At 64.9% G+C, this 14,328-nt stretch carries 11 protein-coding genes; 10 read left to right on the plus strand and 1 reads right to left on the minus strand.

Annotated features, from left to right (window positions below; all coding sequences use genetic code 11):
• The first annotated feature begins 106 nt into the window (after positions 1-106).
• The 9 genes from ABIG06_RS21000 (at position 107) to ABIG06_RS21040 (ending at position 12,785) form a co-directional block, all read left to right on the plus strand.
• The gene (locus tag ABIG06_RS21000) at positions 107-1,213 is read left to right on the plus strand and encodes an efflux RND transporter periplasmic adaptor subunit (protein ID WP_370138467.1); all 1,107 of its coding nucleotides are present in this window, start codon (positions 107-109) and stop codon (positions 1,211-1,213) included.
• Positions 1,214-1,434: 221 nt separating this feature from the next.
• Positions 1,435-4,572, plus strand: a complete 3,138-nt coding sequence (locus ABIG06_RS21005; protein ID WP_370138468.1) for an efflux RND transporter permease subunit — start codon at positions 1,435-1,437, stop codon at positions 4,570-4,572.
• A 34-nt stretch (positions 4,573-4,606) separates the two neighbouring features.
• On the plus strand, positions 4,607-5,206 hold the full coding sequence (locus ABIG06_RS21010) for a TetR/AcrR family transcriptional regulator (RefSeq protein ID WP_061878580.1): 600 nt from the start codon (positions 4,607-4,609) through the stop codon (positions 5,204-5,206).
• A gap of 176 nt (positions 5,207-5,382) precedes the next feature.
• Positions 5,383-6,006 (plus strand): flavin reductase family protein, encoded by a 624-nt coding sequence (locus ABIG06_RS21015; protein ID WP_124163862.1) that lies wholly within the window; start codon positions 5,383-5,385, stop codon positions 6,004-6,006.
• A gap of 296 nt (positions 6,007-6,302) precedes the next feature.
• Positions 6,303-8,570: an acyl-CoA dehydrogenase gene (locus tag ABIG06_RS21020; protein ID WP_370138470.1), complete on the plus strand. Its 2,268-nt coding sequence runs from the start codon at positions 6,303-6,305 to the stop codon at positions 8,568-8,570.
• Entirely contained in the window at positions 8,570-9,853 is a 1,284-nt protein-coding gene (locus ABIG06_RS21025; protein ID WP_370138471.1) for an acetyl-CoA C-acetyltransferase, read from the plus strand. Before ABIG06_RS21020 ends, ABIG06_RS21025 begins: the two co-directional genes overlap by 1 nt.
• A gap of 2 nt (positions 9,854-9,855) precedes the next feature.
• Positions 9,856-11,952, plus strand: a complete 2,097-nt coding sequence (locus tag ABIG06_RS21030) for a 3-hydroxyacyl-CoA dehydrogenase NAD-binding domain-containing protein (RefSeq protein WP_370138473.1) — start codon at positions 9,856-9,858, stop codon at positions 11,950-11,952.
• 7 nt (positions 11,953-11,959) lie between these two features.
• Positions 11,960-12,370 (plus strand): acyl-CoA thioesterase, encoded by a 411-nt coding sequence (locus ABIG06_RS21035; RefSeq protein WP_124163307.1) that lies wholly within the window; start codon positions 11,960-11,962, stop codon positions 12,368-12,370.
• Positions 12,371-12,593: 223 nt separating this feature from the next.
• Entirely contained in the window at positions 12,594-12,785 is a 192-nt protein-coding gene (locus ABIG06_RS21040) for a hypothetical protein (protein ID WP_247440723.1), read from the plus strand.
• A 241-nt stretch (positions 12,786-13,026) separates the two neighbouring features.
• Here the strand turns inward: ABIG06_RS21040 and ABIG06_RS21045 are convergent, their stop codons facing one another.
• The gene (locus ABIG06_RS21045) at positions 13,027-13,479 is read right to left on the minus strand and encodes a nuclear transport factor 2 family protein (RefSeq protein WP_370138474.1); all 453 of its coding nucleotides are present in this window, start codon (positions 13,477-13,479) and stop codon (positions 13,027-13,029) included.
• Between the two features lie 154 nt (positions 13,480-13,633).
• Between ABIG06_RS21045 and ABIG06_RS21050 the strand changes: the two genes are divergently transcribed.
• Complete coding sequence (locus ABIG06_RS21050) at positions 13,634-14,320, plus strand: HAD family hydrolase (protein WP_370138475.1); 687 nt, start codon at positions 13,634-13,636, stop codon at positions 14,318-14,320.
• The last annotated feature ends 8 nt before the right edge of the window (positions 14,321-14,328 follow it).

Consider the following 14,328-nt stretch of genomic DNA (forward strand, 5'->3'; position numbering starts at 1 on the left):
CCTGACCGCCCCTTTAGCGATCACACTTTCCTGATGACTGACGATTATTGACTTTCATCAGTGATTAGTCGACATTCCTCAGATCGAGATACAGGAGTGTCCTTCGATGTTCGTCCGGTCGGTTTTGTCCAGCTATTCCAGGCTCTTGGCGGGTGTGTCGCTGGCTCTGATGGCCGCGGCCCTGGCCGGGTGCAATGATACTGTCGCCGAGAAGGCCGAGCCGCCGCGGCCGGTTTTGGTTGCGACCGCGCATTATAGTGCCGAGACGCCGGAGCGCGGCTTCGTCGGCACCATCAGGCCGCGGATCGAGAGCGATCTCGGCTTCCGCGTCGCCGGCAAGGTTGCCAAGCGCCTGGTCGAAGTCGGCCAGACTGTCGAAATTGGCCAGCCGCTGGCCACTCTCGATGAGGTCGACCTCAAGCTCCAGGCCGAGCAGGCGGTCGCCGAGCAGACCGCCGCGACCGGTGTGCTGGCCCAGGCCGCCGCCGCCGAGCAGCGCGCCAAGGACCTGAAGGCCAAGGGCTGGACCACCGATGCGCAGCTGGATTCAATCCGCGCTGCCGCCGACGAGGCACGTGCGCGCCTGAACCGGGCCGAGCGCTCAGTCGATCTGACCAAGAATTCCCTTTCCTACGCGACGCTTGTTGCCGACGCCCGCGGCGTCGTCACCGCAACGCTGATCGAGCCCGGCCAGGTGGTTGCCGCGGGCCAGGCTTCGATCCGTGTCGCCCGCTTTGCCGAGAAGGAAGCGGTCGTCGCGATCCCTGAGACGCTGGTCGGACGCGCCAAGTCGGGCGTCGCCAGCGTCACTCTTTGGTCCGAGCCGGACAAGAAGTATGCGGCCAAGCTGCGCGAGATCGCGCCGGCAGCCGACCCGGCCACACGCACCTATCTGGCAAAGTTCTCGCTGCCCGAGGCCGACGACAAGGTCGCGCTCGGCATGACGGCGACGCTGACGCTGTCTGACGCCGCAACCGAGCGCGTCGCCCGGCTGCCGCTGTCGGCGCTGTTCAACGAAGGCGGCAAGCCGTCCTTCTATGTCGTCGACGACAACGGTGGCGTCACGCTCAAGCCGGTCACGGTGAAGTCCTACGAGAGTAAGGACGTCGTCATCACGGGCGGCGTCGACGAGGGCGCCAAGATTGTCGCACTCGGCGTGCAGAAGCTCGATCCGAGCCAGAGGGTGCGGATCGTGTCGTCCTTGTCGTTCTGATCCGTCGTTTGAAAGTCTGGTCCTTCGGACCATCCCGGAATGAGAAGAGAAGCGAGTTACGTCGTGTGAGGTGAGTTTCGGCCTTTGTCCCTAAGCAAAGGCTGAAGCGGCGAAGCGATCCAGAACCTGCCCAGCCCCCTGGATTGCTTCGCTGCCTCGCGACGACGGCTTGAATAGAGCGGCTGTCGTATTTGCAACTGGATCGTCTTTCGGAGAGAGCGATGAAGCGCTTCAACCTTTCGGCCTGGGCCGTCAGCCATCCGACGCTGGTGCTCTTCCTGATGATCGTCCTCGGCGTCGCCGGCTTCTTCTCCTATGAGAAGCTCGGCCGTGCCGAAGATCCGTTCTTCACCGTGAAGGTGGTCAACGTCTCCGTGATATGGCCGGGCGCGACCGCGCAGGAGATGCAGACCCAGGTTGCCGATCCCATCGAAAAGAAGATCCAGGAGCTGCCCTATTTCGAGAAGGTGCAGACCTATTCCAAGCCCGCCTTCACCGCGCTCCAGGTCACGTTCCGCGACAACACCCCTCCGAAGGACGTGCCCTACCTCTTCTATCTGCTGCGCAAGAAGCTGGTCGACGTGCAGGGCCAGCTGCCGTCGGGCATTCTCGGGCCCGTCGTCAACGACGAGTTCTCCGACGTCGATTCCATCCTCTACATGATGACCGGCGACGGCGCCGATTATGCCCAGCTCAAGAAGGTCTCCGAAGGTTTTCGCCAGCGCCTGCTCAAGGTGCCCGGGGTGACCAAGGTCGACGTCTACGGCAACCAGGATGAGCGCATCTTCGTCGAGTTCAGCCATGCCAAGCTCGCCACGCTCGGCATCACGCCGCAGGCGCTGTTCGATTCGCTCGCCAAGCAGAACAACGTGACGCCGGCCGGCACGGTCGAGACCTCGTCGCAACGCGTGCCGCTGCGCGTCACCGGCGCGCTCGACGGGGCCAAGGCCGTCGCCGAGACGCCGGTCGAGAGCAACGGCCGCGTGTTCCGTCTCGGCGACATCGCCACCGTCACCCATGGCTATGTCGATCCGCCGAGCTTCGTCGTCCGACAGGAAGGCAAACCCGCGATCGGCATCGGCGTCGTCACCGCCAAGGGCGCCAACATCCTCGAGCTCGGCAAGGAGGTCGAGAAGGCCACCGCCGAGTTCATGAAAGCGGTACCGCAGGGGGTCGACGTCAAGCTGATCGCCGACCAGCCCAAGGTGGTCGAGCACGCCGTCGGCGAGTTCGTGCATTCCTTCATGGAAGCGCTCGTCATCGTGCTGTTCGTCTCGTTCCTGGCGCTCGGCTGGCGCACCGGCATCGTGGTCGCTTTGTCGGTGCCCCTGGTGCTCGGCATCGTCTTCATCGTCATGAACACGATGTCCCTCGACCTGCATCGCATCACGCTCGGCGCGCTGATCATCGCGCTCGGCCTGCTCGTCGACGACGCCATCATCGCGGTCGAGATGATGGTGGTGAAGATGGAGCAGGGCTGGGACCGCATGCGGGCGGCGTCCTTTGCCTGGGAATCAACTGCGTTTCCGATGCTCACGGGAACGCTGGTCACGGCCGCTGGCTTCCTCCCCATCGGCTTCGCCAATTCGGCGGTCGGCGAATATGCCGGCAGCATCTTCTGGATCGTGGCGATCGCGCTGGTCGCCTCCTGGTTCGTGGCGGTGATCTTCACGCCCTATATCGGCGTCAAGCTGTTGCCTGAGATGAAGGCGCACCACAACCACGATCCGCACGCGGTCTACGAGACCCGCATGTACCGAGGCCTGCGCGCCATCGTGCGATGGTGCGTCAACCACCGCATCACCGTGGTGGTTGCCACGGTCGGCGTCTTCGTCGCCTCGATCGTCGGCTTCGGCCATGTGCAACAGCAATTCTTCCCGCTGTCGGAGCGTCCCGAGCTGTTCCTCCAGTTGCGCCTGCCCGAGGGCACCGCCTTCAACGTCACCGAGAAGGCGGTGAAGAAGGCCGAAACGCTGCTGAAGGACGACAAGGACATCGAAACCTATACGTCCTATGTCGGCCAGGGCTCGCCGCGCTTCTGGCTCGGCCTCAACCCGCAGCTTCCGAATGAGGCCTTCGCCGAGATCGTCATCGTCGCCAAGGGCGTCGAGGCGCGTGAGCGCATCAAGGCCAAGATCGAGAACGCGGCTGCCGAGGGCTTCCTGTCCGAGGCGCGGGTGCGCGTCGACCGCTTCAATTTCGGTCCTCCGGTCGGTTTCCCCGTCCAGTTCCGCGTGATCGGCCCCGATGCCAACAAGGTGCGCGAGATCGCCTACCAGGTGCGCGACGTGATGCGGCAGAACAAGAGCGTCAAGGACGTCCAGCTCGACTGGAACGAGCAGTCGCCTTACCTGAAGCTCGTCGTCGACCAGGACCGTGCCCGCGCCATGGGCCTCACCCCGCAGGACGTCTCGCAGGCGCTGGCGATGCTGATCTCGGGCTCGCAGGTCACCACCGTGCGCGACGGCATCGAGAAGGTCGGCGTGGTCGCCCGTGCGATCCCGTCCGAGCGCCTCGACCTCGGCGGCGTCGGCGATCTCACCATCACCTCGCGCAATGGCGTGGCCGTGCCGCTGCAGCAGATCGCCAAGATCGAATATGCCCATGAGGAGCCGATCATGTGGCGGCGCAACCGCGACATGGCGATCACCGTGCGCTCGGACGTCGTCGATGGCGTGCAGGCCCCTGATGTCACCAACCAGATCACGCCGAAGCTGAAGGCGATCAAGGACCACCTCGAGCCGGCCTACCGGATCGAAGCGGGCGGCGCGTTCGAGGAATCGGTCAAGGGCAACGCCTCCATCTTTATCCTCTTCCCGGTGATGGTCATGGTGATGCTGACTCTGCTGATGATCCAGCTGCAGAGCTTCTCGCGCCTGATCCTCGTGTTCCTCACTGCGCCGCTCGGCATCGTCGGTGCCTCGCTCGGCCTCAACGTCGCCAACGCCCCGTTCGGCTTCGTGGCCCTGCTCGGTCTGATCGCCCTTGCCGGCATGATCATGCGCAACACGGTCATTCTGGTCGACCAGATCGAGACCGACGTCAGCCACGGCCTGACCCGCCGCGAGGCGATCGTGGAAGCGACCGTCCGCCGTGCCCGACCGGTGGTGCTGACGGCGCTCGCCGCCATCCTCGCCATGATCCCGCTGTCGCGGTCGGCGTTCTGGGGCCCGATGGCGATCACCATCATGGGCGGCCTGTTCGTCGCGACCTTCCTCACGCTCCTGTATCTGCCGGGCCTCTATGCACTTTGGTTCCGCAAGAGCCTGGACGAGGCCGGTACGCCCGAGCAGCCCGCCGCGCCGCAGCATGGCAGCGATGAACATCCAGCAATTCCGCTTGCTGAAGCGGCTGAATAAGTGAGATGAAGTGCTGAGCGATGAGTCCTGACTGATGGCCCTTATTTCGGAACATATCGAAGGCGACACCCGGGATCGTATCCTCGAGGTGGCCGAGCGGCTGTTCCGCCAGATCGGCTACCAGAAGACCACGGTCGGCGACATCGCCAAGGAGCTCAGAATGAGCCCCGCCAACGTCTATCGCTTCTTCGAATCGAAGAAGGCGATCCATCAGGCGGTCGCCCGTTCGCTGATGGGCGAGGTCGAGCTCGAGGCGCAGCGGATCGTGGCCCGGCCCGGCCCGGTCAAGGAGCGCTTCCGCGAGCTGCTCACCACCATCCATCGCATGAACACCGAGCGCTATGTCGGCGACAACAAGCTGCACGAGATGGTCGCGATCGCGATGGAGGAGGACTGGGACGTCTGCGTGGCCCATATGGAGTGCATCGCCGGCGTCGTCGGCCAGATGATCGCGCAAGGCGTCGCCTCCGGCGAGTTCGAGGCGCCGGACCTGCAACTGGCCGCGCTCTGCTCGTGCACCGCGATGATCCGCTTCTTCCACCCCCAGATGATCGCCCAGTGCGCCACCAAGCCGGGCCCGAACATCGACCAGATGATCGATTTCGTCATCGCGGGTCTGTCGCCGCGCCACTGACGGGGCGGCGGGTTTCCCTCTATAAGCAGCCGGTCGCCCGGGCTGACCGGCTGGAGGCGGCCAGGACGGACCAACAGACTCCGTCATTGCGAGCGCAGCGAAGCAATCCAGACTGTCTCCTTGGAGGGATTCTGGATTGCTTCGCTGCGCTCGCAATGACGAAAAGGAAGCAGCGCGTGACCGACAAAGACCTGTATTTCTACGAGCCCTCCAAGGGCCACGGCCTCAAGCACGATCCCTTCAACGCCATCATCGCGCCGCGGCCGATCGGCTGGATCTCCTCGCGTGACAGCAAAGGCCACGTCAACCTCGCCCCCTACAGCTTCTTCAACGCCTTCTGCTACGTGCCGCCGATCATCGGCTTCTCCTCCACCAACTGGAAGGACACGGTCGAGAACATGCAACAGACCGGCGAGTTCGTCTGGAATCTGGCCACGATGGACCTGGCGAAGCAGATGAACGCGACCGCGGCGCATGTCTCACCCGAGGTTGATGAGTTCAAGCTTGCGGGCCTCACCGCCGTGCCCGGCAAACTCGTCAACGTGCCGCGGGTGGCTGAGAGCCCCGTCGCCTTCGAGTGCAAGGTGTCCGACATCGTCCGCCTCAAGGGCGCCGACGGCAAGGAGGCCGACGCCTGGCTGACGCTCGGCGAGGTCGTCGCCGTGCACATCGACAAGGCCTTGATCAAGGATGGCGTCTATCAGACCGCCGCCGCCCGCCCCATCGTCCGCGCCGGCCGCCGCGGCGATTATTTCGAGATCAAGCCGGAAAACATGTTCGAGATGATCCGGCCGGATTAGGCTGGGCCACCGTTCTCTCCATACGCCATTCCGGGGCGCGCCGTCAGGCGCGAGCCCGGAATTCATTCCTCCACCGACACTGCCGCATGATGGATTCCGGGCTCACGCTTCGCGTGCCCCGGAAGGACAGCGGAGAGACATTTCCCCCCCATCCCCTCCCGGAACTGTCGCCGCGCCCCCGCCGTTATGGCTCGGGCGGCCACCCGGCCGCGTCGATGTTGCAGGCGAGATGTTCGCCTCCGCCAGCCGATTTCCGCTAAAATGACCTGTCACCGCGCCGATGCATGAGGTCTGCCATGAGCTTCCGCCGCGACATTCTTACCAAGCCGATCTTCTCCTGGGCACGCGGCGTGCTGCCGAGGATGTCCGACACCGAACGTGAAGCACTCGAAGCCGGCGACGTCTGGTGGGACGCCGATCTCTTCACCGGCAACCCTGATTGGTCGAAGCTGCTGAAGGTCCCGCAGGCCGTGCTGACGGACGAGGAACGGGCCTTTCTCAACGGCCCCGTCGACGAGCTCTGCGCCATGCTCGACGAGTGGAAAATCTTCTGGGAATTGCGTGACCTGCCGCAAGACGTCTGGCACTTCGTCAAGTGCGAGAAGTTCTTCGGCATGATCATTCCGAAGGAGTTCGGCGGCCTCGGCTTCTCGCCTTACGCCCATTCGGAAGTGGTGCGCAAGATCTCGACCCGCTCGATCGCGGCTGCGGTCGCCGTGATGGTACCGAACTCGCTCGGGCCCGGTGAGCTTCTGATGCGCTTCGGCACCACGGAGCAGCAGGAACGCTGGCTGCCGCGCCTCGCCGACGGCCGCGACATTCCCTGCTTCGGACTCACCAGCCCGGAGGCCGGGTCAGATGCCGCCTCGATGGTCGACACCGGCATCATCTGCAAGGGCGAGTTCGAAGGCCGCGAGGTCGTCGGCCTCAGGCTCAACTGGCACAAGCGCTACATCACGCTCGGTCCGGTCTCGACGCTCTTGGGCCTCGCCTTCAAGGCTTACGACCCGGATCGTCTGGTCGGCGATCGAGAAGAACTCGGCATCAGCGTGGCGCTGATCCCGACCAATCTGCCTGGCGTCGAGATCGGCCAGCGCCATCTGCCGTCGATGCAGGTGTTCCAGAACGGTCCGAATTGGGGCCGCGACGTCTTCATTCCGCTCGACTACGTCATCGGCGGCAAGGAGCGGCTCGGGCAGGGCTGGAAGATGCTGATGACGGCGCTTGCCGCCGGCCGCGGCATCTCGCTGCCGTCGCTCTCTGCTGCGGGTGCCGCCTATGCGGCGCGCACCACCGGTGCCTATGCCCGCATCCGCGAGCAGTTCGGCATCTCCATCTCCAAGTTCGAAGGCGTCGAGGAGCCGCTCGCGCGCATCAACGCCACCGCCTACCAGTTAGATGCGGCGCGCCGGCTGACCTGCGCGGCGCTGAATGCCGGCATTCATCCCGCCGTCATTTCCGGCATCATGAAGCTGCACGCGACCGAGCGGATGCGGATTGCGGTCGACGACGCCATGGACATCCATGGCGGCAAGGCCGTGATCGACGGTCCGCAAAACTATCTCGGCAATCTGCACCGCGCCGTGCCGGTCGGCATCACGGTCGAGGGCGCCAACATCCTGACCCGCAACCTCATCGTGTTCGGGCAAGGTGCCATCCGCGCGCACCCCTATCTGCTGGACGAGATGAATGCGCTCTCCGATTCCGATCGCGAGCGCGGCCTCACCGCCTTCGACAAGGCGTTCTGGAAGCATGTCGGCCATAGTTTCCGGACACTCTTCCGCGCCTTCGGCCGCAGCTGGACCTTTGGCGCATTCGCGCCGGCACCCGACGCGGGTGATGCGACGCCATTCTATCGCCAGCTCTCGCGCTACTCCGCGGCCTTCGCGCTCTGCGCCGACATGGCGCTGCTGACGCTCGGCGGCGCGCTCAAGCGCAAGGAGATGCTGTCGGCCCGCTTCGGCGACATCCTGTCCGAGCTCTATCTGCTCTCGGCCGCGCTGAAGCGCTGGCAGGATGAAGGCCGGCAGAAGGAGGATTTTGCCGCGCTGGAGTGGTGCATGGCGACCGGCGTCCGCACGATCGAGAACCGGCTTGCCGAAATCCTCGCCAATTTGCCCAACCGCTTCGTCGCAGGTTTCCTCAGGCTCGTGGTCCAACCGTTCGGCGCGCGCGTGCTCGGCCCCTCCGACCGCGTCGTGCACCAATGCGCGGGTTTGGCTCTGGAGCCGTCGGCGGCACGCGAGCGTCTCACGCCGGATCTGGCCCTGGTCGACGACGACGGCGGTTTTGCCCGGCTGGAGCGCGCGTTCGAGCTGGTCGCCAGCACGGACGCCATCGCCAGGCGCCTCCGCGCCGCGCATATCCGCGACTGGAAGGAAGCGGTCGCCAAGGGGGTGATCACGCAGGCTGAAGGCGAGCAGCTCGCCGCCGCCCGCGAAGGCGTCACAAAAGTGATAGAGGTCGACGATTTTGCGCCGGAGGCGCTGTCGCCGATTTACAAGAAAACCGTCAATGTGCATCAGTTCTTCCAGGAACTCGGTGAGCAGAGGGCGGCGAGCTGATGGCACGACCGGTTTTCATCGTCGACGGCAGTCGGACGCCGTTTCTAAAGGCGCGTTCGGGGCCCGGGCCGTTCACGCCGGTCGATCTCGCCGTGCAGTGCGGCCGCCCGCTGCTGGCGCGCCAGCCGTTTGCGCCCGACAGCTTCGACCAGGTCATCCTCGGCTGCGTCAACGTGATCGCCGACGAGATGAACCCGGCCCGCGTCGCCGCGCTCCGGCTCGGCATGGGCGAGGACATGGTCGCCTTTACCGTGCAGATCAACTGCGGCTCCGGCATGCAGTCGATTGACACCGCCTACCGCTACATCCGCGAGGGCCATGCCGACATGATCCTTGCTGGCGGCACCGAGGCCTTGAGCCACGCGCCGCTGGTCTGGCCGAATTCCGGCGTACGGTGGTTCGCCGGCCTCGCTACCGCCAAGGGCGTTGCCGCAAAGCTCGCGGCAGCCTTCAAGCTGCGGCCGCGCGATCTCAAGCCGATCATCGGCCTCGAGCGCGGGTTGACCGACCCCATCACCGAGCTGAACATGGGCCAGACCGCGGAAGTTGTCGGCCATCTCTTCGGCATCACGCGCGCACAGTCCGATGCCTACGCCGCCGAAAGCCATCGCCGGCTTGCGCATGCGCAAGGCGCAGGGTTTCTGAAGGGCGAGGTCGAGACCGCGTTCTCCCGCGACGGCAAGTTCTTCGACCACGACGACGGCGTGCGGCCGGATTCGACGGCCGAGACGCTGGCAAAGCTCCGGCCGGTGTTCGAGCGCCCCTGGGGACAGGTCACCGCGGGCAACTCCTCGCAAATCACCGACGGCGCCTCCTGGGTGATCCTTGCTTCGGATGCTGCGGTCGCCAAGTACAAGCTGACGCCGAAGGCCGTCATCGTCGACAGCCATTGGGCTGCGCTCGATCCCAGCATCATGGGGCTCGGCCCGGTGATGTCGGTGACGCCGCTGCTGAAGCGCAACGACCTCACCATCAAGGACGTCGAGACCTGGGAGCTGAACGAGGCTTTCGCGACGCAAGTGCTCGGCTGTCTCGCCGCCTGGAACGACGACAAATTCTGCCGCGAGATTCTCGGCCTCGATGGTGCCGCCGGCGAGATCGACCGTGAAAAGCTCAACGTCGATGGCGGCGCGATTTCGCTCGGCCATCCCGTCGGCACTTCCGGCAACCGCATCGTGCTGCATCTCGTCAACGCGATGAGGCGACTCGGCACGCGCCGCGGCGTTGCCACCGAATGCATCGGCGGCGGGCTCGGCGGCGCCATGCTGATCGAGACGGTGTGACCATGGATTCCAAGATCATGACCGCGCTCGGCGATCGCGTGCTGACACTCGGGCCGCAGCCGGCGCAAGACAGTCCCTACAAGCACTTCAAGCTGACGCGCGATGTCGAAGGCGTCGCCTGGCTGCTGTTCGACCGCGCTGATGCAAGCGCCAACACACTGTCCTCCGATGTGATGGAGGAGTTCGACGCCATGCTCGCGGCGATCGAGACTGAGCGTCCAGCCGGCCTCGTGATCCGCTCGGCCAAACCGTCCGGCTTCATTGCGGGCGCCGACGTGAACGAATTCCGCGGAGCGTCTGACCCCGGCATGGTGGAGACGCGCATCCGCGCCGCACATGCGGTGGTCGATCATCTGGAAGCGCTAAAACTGCCGACGGTCGCGGTCATCCACGGCTTCTGCCTCGGCGGCGGGCTCGAGGTGGCGCTCGCCTGCCAGGCGCGCATCGCCATCGACGGTGCTCGCTTCGGCTTCCCTGAGGTGATGCTCGGCCTGCATCCCGGCCTCGGTGGCACGGCGCGGTTCACCGCGCTGGTCAATCCGACCGAGTCGATGTCACTGATGCTGACCGGCCGTACCATCGATGCGCGCCGCGCCAAGGCGCTCGGATTCGTCGACACCGTGACCCAGGAGCGCCACGTCCACGGCGCGGTGAAGGATGCGCTGTTCGGCCGGCTGAAGCGGGCCAGGCCCGGTTTGCTCGCGCGCGCCGCCAATCTCGGGCCGGTTCGTGGCCTGCTGGCCAAGCGCATGCGCGCGGAGGCCGCGAAGGCTGCATCCCGGGAGCATTATCCCGCTCCTTACGCGCTGATCGATCTCTGGGAGGCCCATGGCGGCAGAAAGGCCGCGATGCTGAAGGCGGAGCAGGCGTCCTTCGCCAGGCTGATGGTGACGCCGACCGCGCAGAATTTGATCCGCGTCTTCTTCCTGCGCGAGCAGATGAAGAAGGCCGCTGGCAGCGGCAATGCGATCAAGCATGTCCATGTCATCGGCGCCGGCGCGATGGGCGGCGACATCGCCGCCTGGTGTGCGGGGCAGGGGCTACGCGTCTCGCTTGCCGACATGAAGGCGGAGCCGATCGCGGGTGCGGTGAAGCGCGCAGCCGAGCTCTACGGCAAGATCATCCGCAAGCCGACGGAGGTGCGTGACGGGCTAGATCGTCTCATCCCCGACATGGACGGGGAGGGCGTTCGCAATGCCGATCTCATCATCGAAGCGGTGCCCGAAAAGCTCGAGCTGAAGCAGAAGGTCTATGCCGGCCTCGAGCCACGGATGAAGCCGGGCGCGATCCTCGCGACCAACACGTCAAGCATTCCGCTTCAAGACTTGCGCACCACGCTGGCGCGGCCGGAGCGGCTGGTCGGCTTGCATTTCTTCAATCCGGTGTCGCGGTTGCAGCTGGTCGAGGTCGTCAGCCATGACGGCAATGATCCGCAGGTGCTGAAAGATGCGCTCGCTTTCGTCGGTGCGATCGACCGCCTGCCGCTCGCGGTGAAGAGCTCGCCCGGCTTCCTCGTCAATCGCGCGCTGACGCCGTACATGCTGGAAGCGATGGTGATGCTGGACGAGAAGATCGATCAGCGCCTGATCGATGCCGCAGCCGAGCAGTTCGGGATGCCGATGGGACCGATCGAACTCGCCGATCAGGTCGGGCTCGACATCTGCCTCGACGTCGGCGACATGCTGCGGACCAAGTTCGGCGATCTCCTGCCGCCGACGCCGGCCTGGCTTCGCGAGAAGGTCGCCAGGGGCGAGCTTGGCCGCAAGGCCGGGAAGGGCTTCTACACCTGGAAGGATGGCAAGGCGGAGAAGGCGCCGCTTCCCGAGACCGGCCCGCGCGTCACCGACCAGATGATCGACCGCCTCGTGCTGCCTATGTCCAACGTCTGCATTGCGGCGCTTCGCGAGGGCGTCGTCGACGATGCCGACGCGGTCGATGGCGCCATGATCTTTGGAACCGGCTATGCGCCGTTCCGCGGTGGCCCGCTGAATTATGCGCGCATGCGTGGCGTGGATGACGTGGTCTCGACACTGCGCGCGCTGGCCGAGCGATTCGGCGCGCGCTACGCGCCTGATCCGGGCTGGGACAGCTTCAAGTGAGAGCGATATGAGTGAACAAGCTACGACCGGGCCCACCGGTGATCTCTGCATCCGCACGCTGGCGATGCCGGCCGACACGAACGCAAACGGCGACATCTTCGGCGGTTGGCTGCTGAGCCAGATGGACGTCGGCGGCGGCGTGTTCGCCTCGAAGGCTGCCAGGTCGCGCACTGTGACGGTCGCGATCGAGGCGATGAATTTTCGCAAAGCGGTCTATGTCGGCGATCTCGTCTCGGTCTACGCCAATCTCGTGCGCGTCGGGCGCACCTCGCTGACGGTGCATCTGGAGGCCTGGGCATTGCGGCGCAAGGAGCTTCATCCGTTCCTCGTCACCGACGGCAATTTCACCTACGTCTCGATCGACGACCACGGCCGTCCGCAGGCGATCCAGCGAAACGATCCGCCGATCGCGACGTAATCGCGCGCGACGCTCTGCCTCATCTTGCGAGACGCGGCAAGCGCCCCAAAACGCGGCGCGGGTGAGTCATGGTCGTCGCGGCTTCGCCAAGAACCAGTCATAAAACGGATGAGGTCTCGGCGTACTCAATTGCGTGTCGATTCGGGGTGAAACGGCCTCAATTTGCCTGGGAACCTTTGGGCAGGAGTGCCGTTATTTGCCCGCACTGAGGAATCCACGGACCATGCCGGACAGCTACATCATCGAAGTCAATTCGCAGACCGCAGGTATCGTCGTTCGCTCTCAAGGGGGCTACTGCTTCTTCGCCTCGTCCGATCGGTTCAACCGTCTCGAAGGCCAGCTCTTCCGCAACGCCCGCGAGGCCGAACGCGCCGCGCGCAAGCTGGTTAACGGCGATGTGAAGGAGGCGGCGTAAGCGCCGTCATTCCGGGGCGCGCGAGGCGCGAGGCCGGAATTTTTTGCCGAGCACACATCTGCCCTCCCTTCTCCCTTGTGGGAGTAAGGTGGCGCGAAGCGCCGGATCAGGGTTATGCATCAGCGAATTCAATTGCGAGAGGTGTGCTCGTTGATAGAAACACCCGTCTCGCGCTGGTGCGGCGAGCCACCCTCTCCCCGGTCTGAACACCCACAAGGGAGAGGGTTAAGTCAATACGTCATCACAACTTCGTCGCAGCCCGCGACAGCAGCTTCCATTCGTCGCCCTGCTTCTGCCAGTTCATCAGGATGTGAAGGTTGGTCGATACTTTTTTCCCGTCGGCCGCCATCTCCTGCTCGCCCAGCCAATGGAAACGCACGATCGCTGCGGGACCGACGACCTTGATGGTGGGGTCCTTGTATTCGATCGACAGGAATTTCGATTTGCCGTCGGTGGCGTTGGCGATGAAGGTTGCCTTGTCCTCGACCTTGCCGCTGGAATGGCTGTAGCTGAGATCGTCCCAGCACAGCGCACCGAGCGCCTTCGGGTCGGCCGCGATCTGGGCGAGGCGGAAGGCCTCGACCTTCTTCGCCACGGCTTCCTCGTCCGCCGAAGCGGCGATCGCCGGCGCGGTGAACGCAAGCGCGGAGACGGCGAGAGTGGAGAGAGCCAGATCGCGTCGATTGATGGTCATCGTTTCCTCCTTTTTGATCTTGCACCGAGTGTTGCAGCCGCGCGTGACTTTGTCGAGTGTCGCATTGTCGTCATGTGAATGCGTGATTGCGCGATCGCGGCCGTATTGATACGTCTCGCGCATCGATGCGTCGCGCATTTGGGAAAGTACGGAAATGATCGAGGCCAGCTACGATGCGATGGGCAGGGCGTTGTTGTTCGACATCGACGGCACGCTCGCCGATACCGATCCGTTGCACTTGAAGGCTTTCAACCAGGTGCTCGGCCCGCGCGGCCATGTCTTCGATCACGCGCGCTTCTCCAGAGAGCTGCAGGGTTTCGCCAATGTCGCCATCGGCGAGCGCTTTCTGCCCGACGAGGCACCGGAGCGGCGCGCCCTGATCCTCGATGAGAAGGAGGCGGTCTTCCGCACGCTCGTGGCCGGGCAGATCGCACCGCTGCCGGGCCTGATGGCGCTGCTCGACCGGGCCGACAGCGCCGGCATTCCGATGGTCGCCGTGACCAATGCGCCGCGCCTCAACGCCGAGCTGTTGCTCTCCGGTCTCCGCATCACGCATCGCTTCAAGGCACTCGTGATCGGTGCCGAGCTGCCGCACGGCAAGCCGCATCCGCTGCCCTATCAGGAAGGGTTGCGTTTCGTCGGCGCCAGGCCGGAAACCTCGATCGCATTCGAGGACTCCCGCACCGGCGTCCAATCCGCAGCGGCGGCCGGCATTCCGACCATCGGCATCCGGACCAGCCTCAGCCATGCCGACCTGGTTGGAGCAGGCGCGGTCACATCCGCGAGTGCCTTCGACGATCCGGCGCTGCTCGCGCGTCTTGCGAAGGCCATGGCGTGGTGAGAAATGGC

It is taken from the genome of Bradyrhizobium sp. USDA 326, from assembly GCF_049739485.1.
Classification (GTDB): Bacteria; Pseudomonadota; Alphaproteobacteria; order Rhizobiales; family Xanthobacteraceae; genus Bradyrhizobium.

Bases quoted from the DNA above. Each gene is read 5' to 3' on its own strand.
- ABIG06_RS21040 (WP_247440723.1), top strand. From the start codon at position 12,594: ATGCCGGACAGCTACATCATCGAAGTCAATTCGCAGACCGCAGGTATC.
- ABIG06_RS21030 (WP_370138473.1), top strand. From the start codon at position 9,856: ATGGATTCCAAGATCATGACCGCGCTCGGCGATCGCGTGCTGACACTC.
- ABIG06_RS21020 (WP_370138470.1), top strand. From the start codon at position 6,303: ATGAGCTTCCGCCGCGACATTCTTACCAAGCCGATCTTCTCCTGGGCA.
- ABIG06_RS21000 (WP_370138467.1), top strand. From the start codon at position 107: ATGTTCGTCCGGTCGGTTTTGTCCAGCTATTCCAGGCTCTTGGCGGGT.
- ABIG06_RS21035 (WP_124163307.1), top strand. From the start codon at position 11,960: ATGAGTGAACAAGCTACGACCGGGCCCACCGGTGATCTCTGCATCCGC.
- ABIG06_RS21010 (WP_061878580.1), top strand. From the start codon at position 4,607: ATGGCCCTTATTTCGGAACATATCGAAGGCGACACCCGGGATCGTATC.
- ABIG06_RS21045 (WP_370138474.1), bottom strand. From the start codon at position 13,479: ATGACCATCAATCGACGCGATCTGGCTCTCTCCACTCTCGCCGTCTCC.
- ABIG06_RS21050 (WP_370138475.1), top strand. From the start codon at position 13,634: ATGATCGAGGCCAGCTACGATGCGATGGGCAGGGCGTTGTTGTTCGAC.
- ABIG06_RS21025 (WP_370138471.1), top strand. From the start codon at position 8,570: ATGGCACGACCGGTTTTCATCGTCGACGGCAGTCGGACGCCGTTTCTA.
- ABIG06_RS21005 (WP_370138468.1), top strand. From the start codon at position 1,435: ATGAAGCGCTTCAACCTTTCGGCCTGGGCCGTCAGCCATCCGACGCTG.